The organism is Huijunlia imazamoxiresistens (genome assembly GCF_037132455.1).
Taxonomy (GTDB): domain Bacteria; phylum Bacteroidota; class Bacteroidia; order Chitinophagales; family Chitinophagaceae; genus Flavisolibacter; species Flavisolibacter imazamoxiresistens.
The window spans coordinates 111,481-130,177 of record NZ_JBBBEI010000004.1 but is presented as its reverse complement, the minus strand read 5'-3'; the positions used below and the strand labels follow the sequence as shown (position 1 = coordinate 130,177).

The window sequence follows — 18,697 nt, the reverse complement described above, 5'->3', positions numbered from 1 at the left end:
TATTGCTTGCTTGTATCGAAATGTTTTTGGGTAAAGGATAACGGTAAACCGTTTTCCGCCGGCGGCAGGGTGTATTTTTTGGAAGTGTCGGGTAACATGGCAATCGTTTTAGGAGGTGATCGTTTCGGTTTTACGGAGCAGCGCTTGTGACAGCGGCCTTATTGGTTAATCGATTTAGCAAAGATCGGAAAAAGTCCTCTACATTTCCAAAACTTTTTTGTGTGGCGTAAAACCTCTCCCCTAATCCCTAATAAAAAAGGTCTGTTCCAGGGGTGCGGCGGTTTGCACCTTGCCGGCTTTTCCGTATTGCCAGGCCACGACGGTGACCTTGATGGGGAAGCGACTGCGCGGCGGGATTTTCGTCAACACCAGCCGGCCGTTGCGCACCTCCGCGGGTCCCTGCTGCACGTAATAAGAAACCGGCAGGCCGGAAGTGGATAGGGCGTTTAAGGCAAGGGAGGCAGTACCCTTTTTGATCGCATCGATGGGCGGAAAGGTAATCCGCTGCTCCTCCCCTCCGGTATTTTTTTGGGGAATGCGCAGGTTGGCCTGCTGCACGGCGCTTTTGTAGCGCCGGTCGCCGGGATGGCTGGCCAGCAGCCAGACGTCGCCGGTGCGCTTGGGATTGTTCAGGCCCATGCGGTAAAAGGAAACACGGCAGGTAGTATCATTTACCTGTTCCACGGGGCCGCAGATACGCGTTATGCTTATTTTCCCTTTGCCGGGATGGAGAAAGGAATCCGGAAAGGCGACCGCTACAGAAAACGTCACGCCATCTTCCTGCGGTTGCCATTGGAGGTGCATTTGGGCATGGGAAGGGGAGCGGGGAACGGTTTTGCCCTGCTGCACCCATACCAGGGATTGGGGCCGCTTTCCCCGGTTGCGGGCATAATGGCGCTCCGTGGCCCGGGCCATTTCTTCATCGAAACACCAGAAGGCTTCCCTGCGGTTGCCCCTGTAGCGGTGGTAAGGCGCCGCCTTTGCCTGCAGGGCGCTGTCGCCCCGCCAGCGGTCGATCAGCCAGCCGTTACGGGGATCGACGGCTTGCAGCCGGGGCGGCTGGCCGGGTATAACGGCTTTGGGTAACCGAAATTTTGCGGCCTTGCGGAGGAACAGGGCGAGGTAAGCCACCAGCTCGTCGGAATAATCAAAATGCCCGCGGCCGGCATCGGCCAGCAGGGCGATGGGGGCGGCCCCATACTGTTCCTGAAAATCCAGGGCGGGCTGCAGCCGCTTTTCGCCCCATTCGTATTCGCCCATGACCATCAGCCCGGGCACGCCTTCCATATTGCGGTCGCCCCAGGCGGGGTTGGGCCGGCCGCTGCCGGTAAGGGTGGTCAGGGGAGCATCGCCTTTCAGGGAGATCACCGCCAGGGTACGCCCGGGGTTCCAGGCCGCGAAATTCCAGGGATAGGACGCCAGGGCCGAATGGCCGATGGGCACAACGGGGGCCCACTCCAGCTCGGAATAACCCGATTCCACGGTCAGCGCCTGTAACAGGGCCGCAAAGCGGCCGCCCGCTCCCCGGGTAAAGTCGAAGGTGAGGTCGAAATAGGGACTGACCCAGATCTCGGCAAAGCCCAGGCGGGCGAGCTCGCGGCGGAAGGCGGGATGCTCCAGGATGCCTTCCTCGAGCATGTTGTGCTGGCCCACCACTACGCCCCGCACCTGCCGGCAGGCGGGCGGGATCCACAGGAAGGCCCGGGGCCGTTCACCGGTCTCATTCGATACGGCGCCCTCCACCGGCACCATCCACTGCCACTCCTGGCAGGAGGCCGAACGGCAAAACAGGCAGCAAAGGAAAAAGAACAAAAAGGGTTTATGCATGTCGGTTGAAATTAGGGGAAAGAAAACAGCCGGAGGGCGGACCCACCGGCTGTTGCAAAAGGAATCGAAAGAAAAGAGGCGGAAGGACAAAACCGTCCCGGAATCCTGAAGTTGGCCCGTTACCAGCCGGGGTTCTGGTCCTTTGAGGGTTCCCATCCCATGAGCGTGATCTGCTGGGTGGGAATGGGCAGCAGGTAGTGTTTCTGCTCCCACTTCCGGCCCTGTTCCAGGGTATAAATGTTGTTCTTCACCTGGTTGCTGATGGCGGTCCAGCGGGTTTCCCAGCGGGATCCTTTCCAGGTAATGCCCTGGAGGTCCATCGGCATTTCCACTTCCGCTGTTTTCCAGCGTTTCAGGTCGTCCAGGCGGAAACCTTCGTAATACAGCTCCACGGTCCGTTCGCGGCGCAGTTCTTTGCGAAGGTCCAGCCCGTTGGCGGCCACAAAAGCATTGGTCAGCTTCGGCATGTTCTTGTTCACACGCTGGCGCACCTTGTTGAGGGATTTGTCCAGGTCCGCGTCGCTGATAGCCCCGTCCCGCTCGAACCTGGCTTCGGCATAGGTCAGCAGCACTTCCGAAAAACGGATCACCGGGTAGTCGTACGACTCTTCCTGGTCGGCCACCAGCCGCTCCGCCGCCCATTTCTGGTTGGCATAGCCGGTGCCGGAAGCCGCGTTGTGACGGCCCCTGGAGTGCGCAATATCGGCGGCATCGCCGGCCCAGCTCACCCGGCTGCTGACGGCTTTGTTGTCCCAGTAATAGTTGGAGTCGATCATCAGGGTGTACCTCATGCGGTTGTCCCGTTTCTCGTATTCCGACCGGGTGGTGGCATAGCCTTTATGGGCGGAATCGGGATTGCCGAAACCCGATTTGGGATGGTCGATGGGCAGGCCGTTCTGCATCAGATACATATCGGCCAGCTTGCGCGTCGGCCAGTTGACGGCGGCATTGTTGGTCACCGTTTGGGTAATGTTGAACCGTACCTGGCGGGAGGCCTGGTCATAGCGGTTGGCCAGGATGTACTCCTTGTTGGTGGACTTGTTCAGGCCGGCCGGGTTGGACTTGGCGTCTTCCAGGATGAAGAGGTATTTCTGGGCCGAGTCGCCCAGGGCGGCCGGGGCGTAGAGCGCATACTGGTTGGAGGCGATCACGGAGTCGCTGGCGGCGATGGCCTTGTCCAGCAGGCCGTTGTAGCGGGCGGCGGCACCGCTGCGCGCCTTCTGCCAGGTACCTTCGTACAGGGCCACCCGGGCCAGGAAGGATTGGGCGGCGCCCTTGCTCACGCGGCCTTTCTGGGCGGCGGGCAGGGCACTTTCCAGGGCCAGTACCGGAATAGCTGCTTCCAGGTCCTGGATGATAAAATCCACCACCGCATCGCGGCCGCTGCGCGAAAGCGACAGCTCGGGGGAAGTGGTATTGAGCGGTTTGGTGAGGATGGGCACGCCGCCAAACTGCTGCAGCAGGTCGAAGTACACATAGGCCCGGAAGAATTTGGCTTCCGCCACGTACTGGGCGATCTCGGCCGGCCGGGCATAGGTGGCCGCTTTTTCCAGCAGGTAGTTCACGGAGCGGATCCGGGAAAAGCCGGTTTTCCAGTTGCCGTCCGAAGCGGTGATGGCATTGACGCCGCTGCTGAACACGTTCTTGCTGCTGCCGGTGAGCAGGTCGCTGCGCAGTTCGGAATGCGGACCATCCTGGAGCACGTCGGTAAAGCTGCGTTCGAAGGTCAGGAACTCGTTGGCGGCCAGCCGGAACTGGTCGGCGGTTTTCCAGTAATCCGCATCGGAGATTTCCTGGATCGGTTTCATGTCGGTGATCTTGTTGCAGCCGGCCTGTACAAAGGCCAGGGCCGCGGCAAGGAGAGGCAGGTATTTGAAGGTTGTCTTTTTCATGTGCACGCGCATTTTAATCGTTGCGTTGAGGGGTACATTAGAAGGTTACGTTGACGCCGAAGGTCATGTTGCGGTAGAAGGGAAAACGCTGGCTGAAAGTGGCCACACCGTTGTTGTTGTTGTCGCCGCTGTTGGAAACGCCGCGGGGCGATTCGGGGTCCCAGCCGTCGCGGATGTTGCTGGCTTCCCACAGGTCATTACCGGAGAAGTATACCCGCACTTTCTGAAGCTTTGCCCGTTGCGCCAGTGTTTTGGGCAATGTATATCCCAGCACCACGTTCTTCAGGCGCAGGTACGCACCGTTTTCCATCAGCCAGTCGGAAGGGTAATAGTTGTAGTTGTTGATCGTGCCCGTGGTGGAGATCCGGGGATAATAAGCGTCGGTGCGGGAAGGCGTCCACCACTGGTTTTCGAAAGCGGCGTTCTGCGCCTGGTAGATCACCTGTGCCGGCATCCGCCAGTTGCCCAGTCGCTGCAGGCCTCTTTTGCCCACGCCCTGGAAGATAAAGCCGAAGTCGAATCCTTTGTACTCCGCGCCGCCGGTAAAGGAGTAGGTAAAGCGGGGATCGTCGGTGCCCAGGAAGACGGCGTCTTCGGGGAAGGAGATCTTGCCGTCACCGTTCCTGTCCACATACCTATTGTCGCCCAGCTGCAGGCCATTGGTCACGCCGGTGCCCAGGGGCAGTACGTTGGAGTTGGTGGCCAGCTTTTTATACTCATCCAGTTCTTTCTGCGTCTGGATGCGGCCGCCGTACTCCAGGCCGAAATAAGAGTTCATGGGATAACCTTCCACCGTGGAGTTGAACCCGAGGTCGGTCGTCGAATAGTTGATCAGCTTTTGGCCGCCGTAATCCACCAGCTTGTTCTGGTTGTCGGAAATATTGCCGCCGATGCGGTAGGTAACGGCGCCGATCTTATCGCGCCAGTTCAGCGAGGCTTCCCATCCCCAGGATCTCAGCTCGCCGTTGTTACCTCTGGGAGCGGTAGTGCCCAAGATATCGGGATACGTCCGGGGCAGCAACATATTGATGTTGCGCTTGATATAGTAGTCGGCGGTACCGGACAGGCGGCTGTTCAGCAGGCTGAAGTCCAGGCCGGCATTGGAGGTTTGCACGGTTTCCCAAGTGCGGTCAGGAGCCGCCAGGGTACCCGGAACCACCCGTACCACCGGGGCCGTTCCCACAATAGGGAAGGGATTGGAGGAAGCGCCGGTAGCGTATTTCAGGTCCAGGAACTGGATATAGTCGTAATCGCTGATGCCGTTCTGGTTGGCCACTTTCCCCCAGGAGGCGCGCAGCTTCAGGTCGTTGAGGAAGGTGACATCCTTCATGAATTCCTCCTGCAGCACCCGCCAGCCGGCGGAAAACCCGTAGAACAGTTTCCAGCGGTCGGCCGGGGCGAACTTGGAGCTGCCGTCGTAGCGGGCGTTGGCTTCCAGCAGGTATTTTCCTTTATAGGCATAGTTCAGGCGGCCGAAATAAGCGGCCAGGGCGTTGTGACTTTGGGCTTCCACCACCGTTTTGGAGGTATTGTCGCCAAAGCTGTTGCCCAGGGAAGAAGGCACATCGTTCAGCACATCCCAGGTTCTGGCGAAAAAGCGGTTCCACTCGAATCGCTCATATTGGGCGCCGGCCATGGCTTTTACGTCGTGGTCGCCAAATGCTTTTCCCCAATCGAGGTAACCGTTCAGGCTGTAGTACCCTTCCTTGCGGGCGCCGCGCTGGTAGTAGCTGCGCGAGCCGGTCGGCGCCAGGTTGGCGATGTTAGTGGTACCGCTGTAGTCGTAAAACGGAATAATGTTCTCGCGGGTGCGGTAGTCGGTATTGTTGAAATAATAGCCGGCGCTGCCCACGGCCTTCAGGTGCTTCCTCACGTTGTAGGTGAGGTTGAAGTTGGTGGTCAGGCGGGTATTGTATTCCTTGTTGTCGCCTCCCGATTCGGCGATGGCGTTGGGAGCCGCATTGCCGATGCCGGTGCCCCAAAGGTAGGGCTTGCCATCGATGGTGGCGGTAGGCAGGCCGGGCTGCACACCGTTGTTCAGGACGGCGCCGATGCCGGTGGGCTGGATGATATCGGTCTTTTCCAGCGACACATTGCTTTCCAGCTTCAGCTTAGGAGAAAACTGGTAGTCATGCGCCAGGCGTACGTTGTAGCGGCGGTTGGTGTTGTTGCCCCATTTGAGCAGGCTGCCGTCGTTGAGATAGCCCAGCGAAATGCGGTAGCCCTGCTTCTCTGTGCGGGAGGAAACGCTCAGCTGGTGCTCGGTGGAGGTGGTGTTGCCCCAGAGCACATCCTGCATGGTGCCGGGAAAGAACATAAAATCCTTTACGTCGGCAAAGCCCACGAAGCCCAGGGAATCGTACTGCTTTTTGTTCATCCAGTTCCAGCCGTGCTCCTTGGCATAGATGGCGGCGCTGGCCAGGCTGTACCAGAGGTCGGCGGCGCCGTAGCCGTCGGCGGCGCGGGCTTCTTTGATCATGGGACCCCAGCCCGAAACGTCCACCAGGTTAGGCTGCAGGCCGAGCACTTTGCGGGAAACCGAACCGTTGTAATCCACGTTCACCTTACCGGCTTTGGCCCTTTTGGTGGTAATCAGCACCACGCCCCCGGAAGCCCGGGAGCCGTAAATGGAAGCGGCGGCGTCCTTCAGGAAGGAGATATTGTCGATGTCATTGGGGTTCATAGAGTTCAGGGCGCTGGTGTTGGGCACCGGAACGCCGTCCACGATGATCAGGGGGTCGGAGCCGTTAACGGAGGTTTGTCCCCGCATCTGAAAGTTCCAGCCCTCGCGGCCCGGCTGGGCCGAGGTACGGGTAACGGTGACGCCGGCCACCTGGCCCTGCAGGGCGGCCAGCGGGCTGGCCACGGGTCCGCGGTCCTGGAAGGTTTTGGAGTTGACCGAGGCCACGGCGCCGGTAAGGGAGCCTTTCTTCTGGGTGCCGTAGCCCACCACCACCACGTCCTGCATGGCGGCGGCTTCGGATGCCAGGGAAATGGCCAGGGTATTTTTATTGCCCACGGCCTGTTCCTGCGGGGCAAAGCCCACGGAGCTGAACCGGAGCACGGTTTTGGAGGAGGGCACTTTGATGGTGTAGGTACCGTCGGCGGCAGTGGCGACGGCGATGGCCGAGCCTTTCACCGTTACGGTAACCCCGGGAATGGGTTCGCCGTTGGCGCCTTTGACGACACCGGTAACGGTATGGAAGCCTTCCTGTGCGGAAGCGGCGTCGCTGAAACACAGCAGGGCACCCAGGAATAGGGCCGGTACGCCCCGGCGCAAGAATCGTTGAGCGGGCGCTTTTCCGGGGATAAAGCCACCAGCTTTGTTTTTCTGTTTTGACATATCAGGTTGTTGAGGAAGAAGAAGGGGTTATGAATTTCCTCCGGCGGAAGGGGCCGGGAAGGATTAGATCTTGATCAATTTTTTCTGGATACAGCCCTGCGGCAGGAAGGGCGGGCCCTCAGGCGCCCCGGGCAGAAGGAAGCGTTAAGCGTTTCATGTGTGCAAGCGTTTAGAAGTTTTCAATCGTTATCAGCGGCAGGTTTTTCGCTAAATCGATTTATCATTTAATCGATTTAGCAATATTAGCACAAAAGCGGCATTCGCACCAAATTTTCCGCCCTCTTTTTAAAAAGAAACCGCCCGGGAGGACCCGGGCGGCAAACAACGTAACGGACTTACCAGTGAATGGTCACCGGCTGGCCCTCCCGGACCGCCTGCTCCCGTAGAAAATCCCTGAAACCGGGCAACCGGGCAAAGCGCTGGTCGGTCCGCTCCCACCCCGCATAATAGCGATAGGTGCAGGGCGCGCCTTCCCGGATATCCTGGGCCGCCAGCCAGGAAGTGAGCACTTCCGAGCCCGCCGCCGGGGCCGATCCGGCAAAGGCAAAGCCTCTTCGAGGCATTAATATTGCCATCCCCAAAAAATCCTTGTTTTCCGACTGCCGGCCGTGGCTAAAAACTACCTGCGACGATCCCGCAGGAAAACATTGAAACACGTTGTCATAAAAATCGGCGATGCCCGTGACCAGCTTCGTGCCGGCAGGCGCGCCCTTCACCGTAACCTTGCTTTCATAGAAGTACTGGCCGCCCCAGATGCGGATCTCCTCTGCCACCTGCACCGGTTTGCCTCCTACCTCCCAGTCATACGTCATGCGAAAACGGGCCCGCACCGGACCGTCGGCCAGCGCTTCATACACCGTTCGTTTGACGTTTTGCCCGCCCAGGCGGATGAGGGTGTCGGTGCCATCCCCTCGGGGCACCTGCAGGGCCAGGGCGCCGGCGCCCAGCGATTTCACCACGTGCAGGATGTCCATGCCCCAGTCGTGCAGCTCGTGGTAGGAAGGCTGCGCCTTCGTGCCCACGCTGTCCAGGACCATGCGGGCCGTGGTCTTGCCGTAGATGTCTTTGTTGTTGCGGACATCGAGATAAAGACGAAAAGCCACCTTGTCGTTTTCCCAGGCGGGTCCTTCGGTGAGGTAGTCGGGCAGCGGGTTTTTGGAAAAATCCGTCGCCGGCCGCCGCAGGGGCATTTCCTCGCGGGCAATGGCCGGCCCCCAGCTGTCATCCGCGGCCTTCTTTTTCAACCGCACATGGGCGCGGACCGCCCCTTCGGCTCCTTTATCCGCAACCGCCAGCTTAAAGACGGCCGCCTCTTTCGGCCCGAAGGAATGGAGGAACAAGGCTTCATCCCAGCGCCGGTCGCCGGTCACATCGTCCAGCTGCACCACCACCGGTTTCCCCGCTGCGGTCACGGTCAAAAATTTGCCTTCGGGAACAGCGCCCAATTTCTTTTCGATGTCCTTTCGTTTCAGGACCACCAGTTCGTCCGTGCATTCGCTGTTCAGCGGGTTCCGCACCCTAAACGAAGCGGTTTTCTGCGCCCCTGCCGTTTGGGCCAGCAGGCCTGCAATAAGCAAGCCTCCTCCCAGCCTCCCCCGGTGGGGGAGGAGCTGGGGCGCCCTCCGCCATTGAGGGCACAGATACTTATTACAATAGGATAATAATTTTAATACTAAAATGTGCAGCTTCTTCATATAGCTTTTCTGATAATTACCTGTGCTAATTCTCTGCGGAGTGCGCCCCCACTCCTCCCCCACCGGGGGAGGCCGGGAGGGAGCTGTAAATGCTTTTGCCTGCTTTCAGTTTTTTCAACCGCAACAGCGCTTCCATGTAGTAGTAATCGGCATAGATGATGGAGGCGTCGATCTCCCCTCCTGCCGGCTTGTGGCCGGTGGAATGCAGCAGCAGCGCCGGGTTGGCCGACCCGCTCCGGTATGGATCCGAAGAGAGGACTTCCAGCATCTTTTCAGCCTTAGCCCGGTAGTGCGCCGCCTTGGCTTTGTCCTTGACAAAGGTGGAAAGCTCCAGCAGGCCCGAGGCCACCACGCAGGCCGTCGAAGCGTCTTTCGGGGCATTGGGAATAGCGGGGTCGTTAAAGTCCCAGTAGGGGATGCCGTCCTGCGGCAGCCGCTCCAGGTACACGTCCGTCACCTTTTGGGCGAAGTCCAGGAATTCAGGCTTTTTGCTTTCGCGGTAGCACATGGTATAACCGTAGATGGCCCACGACTGGCCCCTTGCCCACAGGCTGCTGTCGGAATAACCCTGGTGGGTGATGCCTTTTACCTTTTTGCCGGTGGCGGTATCGTACACCACCACGTGGTACGAAGTGTAGTCGGGGCGGAAGTGGTTCTTCATGGTGGTAGTCGCATGCTTTACCGCTATATCAAAGAGCCGAGGGCTTCCGCCGTTTTTCGATGCCCAGAACAGCAGCTCCAGGTTGATCATGTTGTCCATGATGGTGTTGTGGCGCAACGGGTAATCGGTGCCCGGAACGGGCCGGGGCCAGGAAAGGATGGTGCCCACTTTCGGGTTGTACAGGGTGGCCAGCGTGTCGGCGGCCGCCCGGAGCACGCGGCGGTAGTAGGGGTCCCTGGTCAGGCGGTAGCCGTTGCCAAAGGAACAGAGCATCTGGAAGCCCAGGTCGTGGTCGGTGGCCTGCCGGTAGGCCAGGGGCGTGAGGGCGGCGGTAAAGCCGTCGGCTTTCTCCAGCCAGCGGCGGTCCCTGGTGTATTCGTAGGTGTACCAGAGCAGACCGGGCCAGAAGCCGCTGCACCAGTCGTCGATGGGCACCTGGCGCCACTCCTGTTTTCCATTGGCTATGCTGCGGGGCAGCAGGTTATACGCCTTCGCGATGCGGGTGGTTCTGGCCACCTGCCCCACGCTGTAATCCAGCGCCTTGTTCACGTCAAAGGCGCTTTTAAAAGCGGCCAGGCCGCCCAGCAGGGCAAAGGTTACGGCTCCGGCTAAAATATATTTCTTCATAAATTGCGGAATAGTCAATAGTCAATAGTCAATAGTCAACAGGCAGTGGCCCTTATTTCCTCACCTTATACAGCCTCGCACCGAACATAAAGATGATGGCGTAGCAAAGGATGGGCAGGTAGTAGGCATGGGCGATGTCCTTGTCGGCAATCAGGCCCATGAAGTAGGGGAAGACGGCTCCGCCCACAACACCCATCACGATAAAGGAAGAACCCTGCTGCGTTTTGGGCCCCAGGTTCTTTAAGCCCAGGGAGAAGATGGTGGGGAACATGATGCTGAAGAAAAAGTTGATCATCAGCAGGGCGATAAAGGAGGTCCAGCCCAGGCTTTGCGCCACCACCAGGCAACAGATGATGCTGCCGAGGGCAAAGGTCGCCAGCAGCTTGTTGGGGGCGATAAACCGCATCAGCGCCGTACCCACGAAGCGGCCCACCATCATCATCACCATAAAGAGCATCATGTAGCGGCTGGCCTGCTGGTCGGTAAAACCCATTTTCTCCACGCCGAAGTTGATGAAGAACGCCCAGGTGCCGGCCTGCGCCGCCACGTTGAAGAACTGGGTGATGGCCGCCCACACGAAGTGGCGGTGCTGGAACAGCTTTCTTGGGTGTTTGAGGTCTTCCACATCGGAGGGAACGGCATAGGCGTCGGCCTCGGCCTCCACGATGGCATGGGGATCCTGCAGCTTCGGCACCTTTACAAAGCTGAAGGCAAGGGCAATAGCGGCGATCACCGAGCCGATGACGATGTAGAGGGTTTTTACCGAAGCCAGTCCTTCACTGCCCGCAGCTTCGCCGGCGCCAAAGAGCACTTCGGCACCGATAAAGGGGCCGATGATGGCACCCAGGCCGTTGAACGACTGGGCAAAGTTGATGCGCTGGTCGGAGGTGCGCTGGTCGCCCAGGGACGCCACGAAGGGGTGGGCAACGGTTTCCAGGGTGGCCAGGCCGCAGGCCAGCACGAACAGGGCCAGGCGGAAGAAGGTAAAGGATTCGGCATTGGCGGCCGGCACGAACAGGAAGGCCCCGGCGGCGTAGAGCAGCAGTCCCAGCAGCACGCCGTTCTTGTAGCCGAACTTTTTCATAAACAGGCCGGCCGGGATACCCATGACGGCATAGGCGGTAAAGATGGAGAACTGTACCAGGGTGGAGTCGGCCTTGGACACGTTGAGCACGTTCTGGAAGTGCTTGTTCAGCACGTCGCCCATGGAGATGGCCAGTCCCCACAGCAGGAACAGGGAGGTGACGAACACCAGGGTAACGAGGAATTTCTTTTCAGTAAAGCGGGCTTTTGGGGGCGCCGCGGAGGGAGCAATCGTTTGTTGTTTTTCCAATAAAAGGGACATGGTCGTTTGTTTGGTTGTTTACAATATCGGGTAACCAGGAAATTCGAAAATCCGGAACAATGGGGGCATTTTCAAAACCTTTCGTCCAGCGGGGCCGGAGCAACGGCAAAAAGGTTAGAGCAGGGAAGACGCCACAAAGGAGGCCTTCTTATCCAGCTCGTTCAGGGCAAAGGCATAGGCCCCCAGCATAATGGCCTTGCTGGCGCCCAGCCGCGACAGGATCACGCCGGTGCGCTTGGCCCCGTCATAATCCACCAGGCGGTTAGTGCCGTGCACCTGGATCCGGGTAGTCGATCCTTTCAGGAAGGCTTCCAGGCCGCTTTCCTCTTCGAGGTTGTACACCCGGGCGGGAATGCGGGGCAGCACCGTGCCGTCCATCATGGCGATGGTGCCGTTCAACTGGGCCATCAGGGAAGGCATGAAGTACTTGTGGGCGCCGGCCAGGCCGCCGCCGATCACGATCAGGCCGTCGAGCATGGCAATGATGTTGGCAATGGCGTCGCCGGCGATCTCGCCCAGTTCGGCAAACGACTGGCGGGCCGCTTCCCGGTTGCCGGGGCGGGTGCCTTCGGCGATGTCGAAGATCTCTTTGGGTGTCAGGTTGGTGGGGTCGTCCGACAGGCGGGCATAGACGCGTTTCACCGCCCGGATGCTCACGCTTTCCTCCACGATGTAGTCGGGATATTTGTGGTTGCGGCTCGGAAAGATCTCGGCCCCGCAGGAGTTATCGCCGATCAGCAGCTCGCCGCCGATGACCACGCCCGCGCCAAAGCCGGTGCCCAGGGTCAGGGCCAGCAGGTTGCGGAAGCGTTTGGCGCTGCCGGCAGCTTCCAGCTGTTTGTTCATCGCGGGTAAAACACCCGCCAGTGCCTCGCCGTAGGCAAAGAGGTCGCCGTCGTTGTTGATAAAGACCGGAAGGCCGAAGGCTTCTTCCAGAAAAGGGCCCAGGGCCACGCCCCCGCGGAAGGCGGGCAGGTTGGGCAGCTGGCCGCCGATGATGCCGCCGGGGTAGTCGGCGGGACCGGGAAAGGCAAAGGAGATGGCCACCGGCGGCTCTTCCAGCCGCTCCATGATGGCGGTGAATCCCTGGACAAAGATCTCCAGGCATTTTTCCAGGTCTTCGGCATAGCAGGGCAGGCAAAGGGGTTCGGTCACCGGCTCGTTGCCCCGGATGGCGGAGAACACAAAGTTGGTTCCCCCGGCATCCAGCGTCAGCACCGTCCGTTTATCGTACTTGAAGGTCATAAAGTAAAATGAGTTGGTTTATCGTTTTAGCAAATGTTCCGGATAAAGCCGTTGGGATAAAGGCGCTCCGCCCCTGCCAACGGCTACGGTTTTGTGATGGTTTGTTCTGGTTGCTCAATTCAGAATTTTGATGTAGGGCAGGGCGGGCAGCTCAAACGACAGCACCGCCTTCCCGTTCCGGGTTCCTTTTTTGCCTGTAAGGGAAAGCTGTTTGCCTTCGGCAGTCAGCCGGATAACGGTCTTTTTGCCCAAAGCTTCCGCCGGAAGGGTCAGCGTTACCGGCCGGCTGGCCGCAACAAAGATCCCTTCGGCCGTCCGGTCCAGGGTGGCCGCTACGCTGCCCGCTTTGGCGGCAAGCGCATACCCGCCTGATGCCAGTTTTTCGCCGTTGCCGAGGAACAGGTACCCCTTCCCGTCCTTTTCTTCATGGATGACGGCATAGGTGCCGGTAAAGGCCTTATCGCCGTACACCGCTCCTCCCCTGCCGTCGCCGGAGAAAATATACTGGCGGTCGCCCCGTACACCCTCTACCCGAATCCCTTCCACGCCGGCCGCATTGGCAAAAACCAGCGGGGAAATGGAACGGATGGAGGGAGGCGTATTGCCGGAGGAAGGCTCGTACACCGCCACAAAGGGGCGGCTCCAGGCCTCGCCGGTCTGCCGGGCCATAAGGGTATGGATCGGCAGGGACGCAATGGAATCGGGGATCATCGCATCGTGCCGGAACGCTTTGGAGGGCGGCGCCTTCACCGTGAACAGCTCGCGGCCCCCAACCCCTTTCATCCAGACGTGCATCCGCACTTCCTCCCTTCCCGGAACGTTCAGTCGGTAGGTGGCGCTGATATCTTTTGCCGTTTTTACCGAGCGGCGGTCCCAGAGGTAGTCGTAGGCAAAGAGGTCGCCGTCGGCAAAGGCCGGCTTGTCGGTGGGCTGCAGTGCCAGGGCACTGCCGTCGGCGGCCGTTACCTCGAGCTGCTGGCCCAGGTTGTGGTAAAAATAATCGTGGCGCTTGTCGCCGCCCTCCTTCCGCCGCGACCGGAACACGTCCACGTAATAGCCCGTGTAATCCGAGGTGCGGATAATGCTCATGGTACGGTCCTGATCGGCATTGGTTTCGGGCTCCAGAAAATAGAGGTCCGAAAAAGTGACGGAAGGGAAAATGCCTTTCTTCATTTCCGGGGCCGGGTAGCAGCTTTTTACGGTAAAGCCATGGTGGCTTTTCATGGTCGGGTAGGCCGAGATGCCGTCGACCACCACGGTATTGTGTGCCGGGAACTGCGAATAGTATTCGGCATAGTCGGGCTGGAAGTAGGAGGTGCCGATGCCCATTTCAGGGGCCAGGGCCACCCCTTTTCCAAAAAGCTCCATGGCGATGCCGTTGGCGTGGGCATGGTTGCCTTCGGAGCCGGCCTGCGAGATCATCAGCCCGTTGACGGGGTCGAGGCCGTTGCGCTGTACGAAGTAGCTCACGTTGGGCGCATAAAAGGTGGGGCTCACAAAGTCTTCCAGCCGGCCAGCCGGTATGGATGCCTTTAGGGAAAAGGCGGACCGGTTCAGCAGGGCGTTCAGGCCGCCGCCCCCATGCCCGCCTGCAGCCGTGCCGCCGTAACCGGCGGTTTGGCGGTTCAGCGCTTCGATCATTTTGACGAAGCCCGTAAAACGTTCTTCCTGTGCGGGCTTGTTATTCTTTTGGGCGTTCTGTACCAGTTGCTCCGCGGGGGCGGTGGACAGGCGGCCGTAATGGGTGTCGCCAAAGCCCACGGTATACCCATTGGGATAGAGGTATTGGGCGGTGGCCAGCACCGATTTTTCGATGAGGGGCACCTGTTGCAATAGATCAAAGTGCAGGAGGCGGTCGAAGAGCTGCACAAAGCCGGTAAAATCGCCCACCACGTTCACCGAATAGCCCGGGCATTCGCTCCAAAGGGCCGTTTTGGGATCAAAGCCTTTTTTCACCAGGGTGGTAAAGGCCCACTGGCGGGTAGCATCTTTATTCAGGATCTGGTCGAGGTAGTACTGCATGCCCCGGCCGTCCTTGTAGTCCTTGTCTGCCTCCAGCACCATGGCGATGAGGGAAATAAAGCGGGCCTCGAACAGGTTCCAGTTGTTAAAAGGCACGCCGTTCCTGATAATGAGGTCCGCCCATTTTTTAAAGGTGTCGGCGTAGAGGGAAAGCTTTTGGGGCGCCTTTTTTTGGATATAGGCGTACAAAAAATCGTAGGTCGGGGCCAGCTCGGTAAGGATGTCCTCGTGGATCACTTCAAAGGAGGACAGGCCGACGAGGGTCTGGATGTGGCTGTGCGAAAGATCCACCGGTTCTTTTCGGTAGTACATGCCCGTCATATAGGTGTCAAACAGGTCGAAGGCGAACTGCGCATACTTTTCCTCGCCGGTCAGCCAGTACACGAAGGCGGCCGACTGGGCCATGTTTAGGAGGGAGCGGTTGATGCTTTCCACCACGCGGCCGGCCTTGGCGGGGTCGGTCCATTCCAGGGTGTTGGTGGTGCGGTTGAGCAGGTACAGGCCGCGGGGGTCGTCCATGTAAGGAAGGATGTCTTCGAGCTTGGGAGCGGTGTAGTTGGAAGTAGCATCGCGGGCGCCGGTAAAGCGGACCGTCGGCACGGGGGCCTGGCCGGAGGCGTGGGAATAAACCGGTCCTTTTACATAAACCTCCGAAGCTTTGGTCTTCCAATACAGCTGCAGGCGCGAAACGATCCAGGTACTGTCCGCCTGGTGGCGGTCCACGTAGGCGTCAATGTTTTTGCGGATCGTTTGGTAGTGTTCGCGGATTTGGGGGTTTGCCGCCAGTTGCGCCAGCAGGGAGGCTTTTTCGCTGTTGCTGGTCAGCAGGCGGGGGTGGCCGGTACCGGGAAAGTCGGGAACCTTTATTTCCTGGGCGCTGCCCAGGACGGCCGCCAGCAGGAACGCGCCTATCAGGCCGGCTTTGGCAGCCGCCCGTTTGGGGCTTTTCCGGGAAGTATGGTTGGTAGAAAGTGTTTTTTGTTTCATCTGGCAATGCGTCTTAAAAGCGGTTTTGGGGGTCATGCCCATAAACCCATCCGTTTCGAGAAAGTAAAGATAACAAGTTCCTAAATCGATTTAGCAAAAAAGGTAAAAAAAATTTAGGGCGTAAGGGAAACCTCTCCCCCGCCACACCTTCGGTGCGGCGACCCCTCCCCACATAGGGAGGGGTTTCGTGGCTTCGCGGGAGAAGCGCCTGCAAGGCAGAAACAAAAATTGGCCTGCCAGTAAGACTTTGGTTCTTACTATTCTTTCTTTCGTTTATGCTGTACTGCCGCGAAGCTACGATCCCCCTCCCTATGTGGGGAGGGGGTGCCACATCGAAGGCGGGGCGGGGGAGAGGTTTTACGCAAGCCCCCTACACGGCGGCCGTCTTGTGCTTTTCCGTACACGATTTGCGGACCACCAGGCGGGTGGGCAGCACCACCGTTTCTTTCTTCAAAATACCTTTTTTGCCTTGTTCCAGGCACTTCAGCAGCATCTGCAGCACCCCTTCGGCGATCTCGGGAATAGGCTGGGCCACGGCGGTAATGGAGGGTGAGAACAGGTTGAAGTGGGTGTTGTCGTCAAAACCGATGATGCCCAGCTCGTCGGGGATTTTCCGGTCCAGGCTGCCGATCGCCTCCAGCCCGCTCACCGCCAGGTAGTTGGTGGCGAACAGGATGCCGTCCAGCTCGGGATGCTTTTGCAAATAAGCCCGGATCTTTTCCACCGCCTTTGCATTATCCTGGTGAAAAGGAATTTTGAGCACGCACTTCGTCGTACCCTGCTCCTTCACGGCCTTGAGGTAGCCGCCCAGGCGGTCCTGCATCTGCGACTGCTCGGAGGTGAGGGTAACGAAGCCTACCTGCCCGTAGCCCCGCTCCTGCAGGTGGCGCACGGCTTCGTAGGCGCCGCCGAAATTGTCGATCAGTACGTTGTTGGTGGCAAAGCCCGGGAAGTAGCGGTCGAACAGGATCACCGGAATGTTTTCCTCCTCGAGTGCCTTGATATCGTCTTCAATGCCGGGGGGCGGGGCGATGATGAAGCCGTCGACCTGCCGTTCCTGGAAGATGCGGATGAGGGTGCGGGTCTTTTCGGTATCGTTTTCCGTGGAGGCGTAAAAAATGCGGTAGCCCAGCTTGTAGGCCCGTTGCTCCACGATGCCGCAGATGGAAGAAAAGAAGGGGTCGGAAATATCTTCCACCAGCATGGCGATGAGGCGGCTCTGGCCGGTGCGCAGGCTTTTGGCCACCAGGTTGGGGCGGTACCCGATTTCTTTGACATAGTCCTCGATCCGTTTGCGCAGGTCTTCGGAGATGCGTTTTTCCTCCGCCTTTCCATTGAGCACAAAGGAGACCGTGGTGGCGGAAACCCCGAGGTGTCTGGCAATGTCGTGGATCGATACCTTTTTCTTCATGGCCGTGGTTTGGAGGGCAAATTCCAAAGAAAGGCGCTAAATAAAAAAAATTGTTTAGCACACCCATGGAAATTTCGGATTTCGGATTTCGGATCCCCTTGAAAGGAGTAGGAGTCTTCCTGCAGTCAATCTCGCCCAAGGCGAGACGAAATCCGAAATCCGAAATCCGAAATTCTTATGGAAGATGGGGAAGGGCGGCGGTCAGCTGTTTGGATTCCCTATCGTTTTTGCGCAGCAGGGCGGCCAGCTCTTTTACCTGCCCGCTGAAGCGGGGATCCTGGGCCAGGTTGGTAAATTCACCGGGATCGTTCTGGTGGTCGTACAGCTCCGCGCCGGCACGGCCTTCGTCCCACTCGGTATAGCGCCACCGTTCGGTACGCACGCTGCGGCCCATCAGGTCCCTGCGTTTTACCTGTGTATAAGCGGGCAGGTTCCAGGCAGCTTCGGGGTTCTTCAACAGGGGTACCAGGCTGGTGCCCTGCACCTTCTGCGGGCTGCGCAGGCCGGCCAGCTCGCTGAGGGTGGGATAAATATCGAGCAGTTCCACGGTGCGGGGCGAAGCCTTTCCTTTGACGCCTCCCGGCACGGAAATGATCAGGGGCACGCGGGCCGACTTTTCAAACAGGCTTTGCTTCATCCACTGGCCGTGGTCGCCGGTATTGTAACCATGGTCGCTCCACAGCACCACCACCGTGTTTTCGGTCAGCTTCAGCCGGTCCAGCTCGTCCAGCACCCTTCCTACCTGGGCATCCATGAACGAAATGGCCGCATAATACGCCCGGCGCGACTGCTTCTGGGCATCCTCGTTCAGGCCCCAGTGGGCCGGCTTCGTAAAGAGGGCGGCATCCGGCACGTCGGCCAGGTCGTTCTCCACGCTTTTCGCCAGGGGAATGCTTTCAAGGGGATAGAGGTCAAAATACTTTTTAGGCGCTACGTAGGGCGTATGCGGACGGAAAAAGCCTACGGCCAGGAAGAAGGGTTCGTCTTTTTTCTGCTGCAGCAGCTGGATGGCTTCGTCGGCGATCCTGCCGTCGGTCTGCTCGTTGTCGGCACCGTCGGCAATATAGTACGAAAGAGCGCTGCCCAAGCCGCGGTCCGGGGTGAGGTTCACCACCTTGGATTCTTCGACCTTATCGCGTCCGTAGGGATTGACCCGCAGGCTCCAGGAAAGGGAGTCATCGAGGCCGTTGGTGCCGATCTGGCCCGGCACGCCGTAATGGAAGATCTTGCCCACCCGGGCGCTGAAATACTGGTTGTTCTTAAACAGCTGGGGCAGCGTCACGACGCCCGGCAGGTTTTTGCGAAAGTGCGTTTGCAGCTCGTAGATCCCGGTCACGTCGGGACGGTAGCCGGTGAGCAGCGAAGAGCGGCTGGGACTGCAAAGCGGGAACTGGTTGTAGGCCCGCACGAACTTCACCCCGCGGGCTGCCAGCCGGTCGATATTCGGCGACTTGACCACCGGGGAACCGTAGCACCCCAGCTCGTTGTTGAGATCGTCAATCGCGATGAACAATACGTTGTACGGCTTTTTGGGCCTCGGGTCTTCGGCCCGGGCAGGTGCAAAACCGCTGATGATAAAAGCGGCGGACAGGGCGGCCGCCAGCCGGGACGCCTGATGAAAAAACAGAGAACGTTTCATGAAA

The 18,697-nt window shown here is 59.1% G+C and carries 10 protein-coding genes; all 10 read right to left on the bottom strand.

Translation table 11 applies throughout. From position 1 onward, the window contains the following. Nucleotides 1-240: 240 nt before the first annotated feature. The 10 genes from V9K67_RS06395 to V9K67_RS06350 all read right to left on the bottom strand — a co-directional run bounded on the left by V9K67_RS06395 (nt 241) and on the right by V9K67_RS06350 (nt 18,693). Entirely contained in the window at nt 241-1,827 is a 1,587-nt protein-coding gene (locus V9K67_RS06395) for a hypothetical protein (protein WP_336720902.1), read from the bottom strand. Nucleotides 1,828-1,946: 119 nt separating this feature from the next. Then, nucleotides 1,947-3,719, bottom strand: a complete 1,773-nt coding sequence (locus tag V9K67_RS06390) for a RagB/SusD family nutrient uptake outer membrane protein (protein WP_336720901.1) — start codon at nt 3,717-3,719, stop codon at nt 1,947-1,949. Between the two features lie 37 nt (nt 3,720-3,756). After that, the gene (locus tag V9K67_RS06385) at nt 3,757-7,062 is read right to left on the bottom strand and encodes a SusC/RagA family TonB-linked outer membrane protein (protein ID WP_336720900.1); all 3,306 of its coding nucleotides are present in this window, start codon (nt 7,060-7,062) and stop codon (nt 3,757-3,759) included. 335 nt (nt 7,063-7,397) lie between these two features. Further along, nucleotides 7,398-8,639: a DUF4861 domain-containing protein gene (locus V9K67_RS06380; RefSeq protein WP_336720899.1), complete on the bottom strand. Its 1,242-nt coding sequence runs from the start codon at nt 8,637-8,639 to the stop codon at nt 7,398-7,400. A 142-nt stretch (nt 8,640-8,781) separates the two neighbouring features. After that, on the bottom strand, nt 8,782-10,044 hold the full coding sequence (locus V9K67_RS06375) for a glycoside hydrolase family 88 protein (RefSeq protein ID WP_336720898.1): 1,263 nt from the start codon (nt 10,042-10,044) through the stop codon (nt 8,782-8,784). Nucleotides 10,045-10,096: 52 nt separating this feature from the next. Continuing rightward, on the bottom strand, nt 10,097-11,389 hold the full coding sequence (gene fucP, locus V9K67_RS06370) for an L-fucose:H+ symporter permease (RefSeq protein WP_336720897.1): 1,293 nt from the start codon (nt 11,387-11,389) through the stop codon (nt 10,097-10,099). Between the two features lie 114 nt (nt 11,390-11,503). Next, nucleotides 11,504-12,634 carry an ROK family protein gene (locus tag V9K67_RS06365; protein WP_336720896.1) on the bottom strand — a complete coding sequence of 377 codons (1,131 nt, stop codon included), beginning with the start codon at nt 12,632-12,634 and terminating at the stop codon, nt 11,504-11,506. A 114-nt stretch (nt 12,635-12,748) separates the two neighbouring features. Beyond that, nucleotides 12,749-15,643 carry an endo-acting ulvan lysase-like protein gene (locus V9K67_RS06360; protein ID WP_336720894.1) on the bottom strand — a complete coding sequence of 965 codons (2,895 nt, stop codon included), beginning with the start codon at nt 15,641-15,643 and terminating at the stop codon, nt 12,749-12,751. 370 nt (nt 15,644-16,013) lie between these two features. Beyond that, complete coding sequence (locus tag V9K67_RS06355) at nt 16,014-17,054, bottom strand: LacI family DNA-binding transcriptional regulator (RefSeq protein WP_336720893.1); 1,041 nt, start codon at nt 17,052-17,054, stop codon at nt 16,014-16,016. Nucleotides 17,055-17,229: 175 nt separating this feature from the next. Continuing rightward, complete coding sequence (locus V9K67_RS06350) at nt 17,230-18,693, bottom strand: sulfatase (protein WP_336720892.1); 1,464 nt, start codon at nt 18,691-18,693, stop codon at nt 17,230-17,232. Nucleotides 18,694-18,697: the final 4 nt, after the last annotated feature.

Excerpts from the sequence above, each read along its gene's own strand:
- V9K67_RS06365 (WP_336720896.1), bottom strand. The coding sequence starts at position 12,634 with ATGACCTTCAAGTACGATAAACGGACGGTGCTGACGCTGGATGCCGGG.
- V9K67_RS06355 (WP_336720893.1), bottom strand. The coding sequence starts at position 17,054 with ATGAAGAAAAAGGTATCGATCCACGACATTGCCAGACACCTCGGGGTT.
- V9K67_RS06395 (WP_336720902.1), bottom strand. The coding sequence starts at position 1,827 with ATGCATAAACCCTTTTTGTTCTTTTTCCTTTGCTGCCTGTTTTGCCGT.
- V9K67_RS06350 (WP_336720892.1), bottom strand. The coding sequence starts at position 18,693 with ATGAAACGTTCTCTGTTTTTTCATCAGGCGTCCCGGCTGGCGGCCGCC.
- V9K67_RS06385 (WP_336720900.1), bottom strand. The coding sequence starts at position 7,062 with ATGTCAAAACAGAAAAACAAAGCTGGTGGCTTTATCCCCGGAAAAGCG.
- V9K67_RS06390 (WP_336720901.1), bottom strand. The coding sequence starts at position 3,719 with ATGAAAAAGACAACCTTCAAATACCTGCCTCTCCTTGCCGCGGCCCTG.
- fucP (WP_336720897.1), bottom strand. The coding sequence starts at position 11,389 with ATGTCCCTTTTATTGGAAAAACAACAAACGATTGCTCCCTCCGCGGCG.
- V9K67_RS06360 (WP_336720894.1), bottom strand. The coding sequence starts at position 15,643 with ATGAAACAAAAAACACTTTCTACCAACCATACTTCCCGGAAAAGCCCC.
- V9K67_RS06375 (WP_336720898.1), bottom strand. The coding sequence starts at position 10,044 with ATGAAGAAATATATTTTAGCCGGAGCCGTAACCTTTGCCCTGCTGGGC.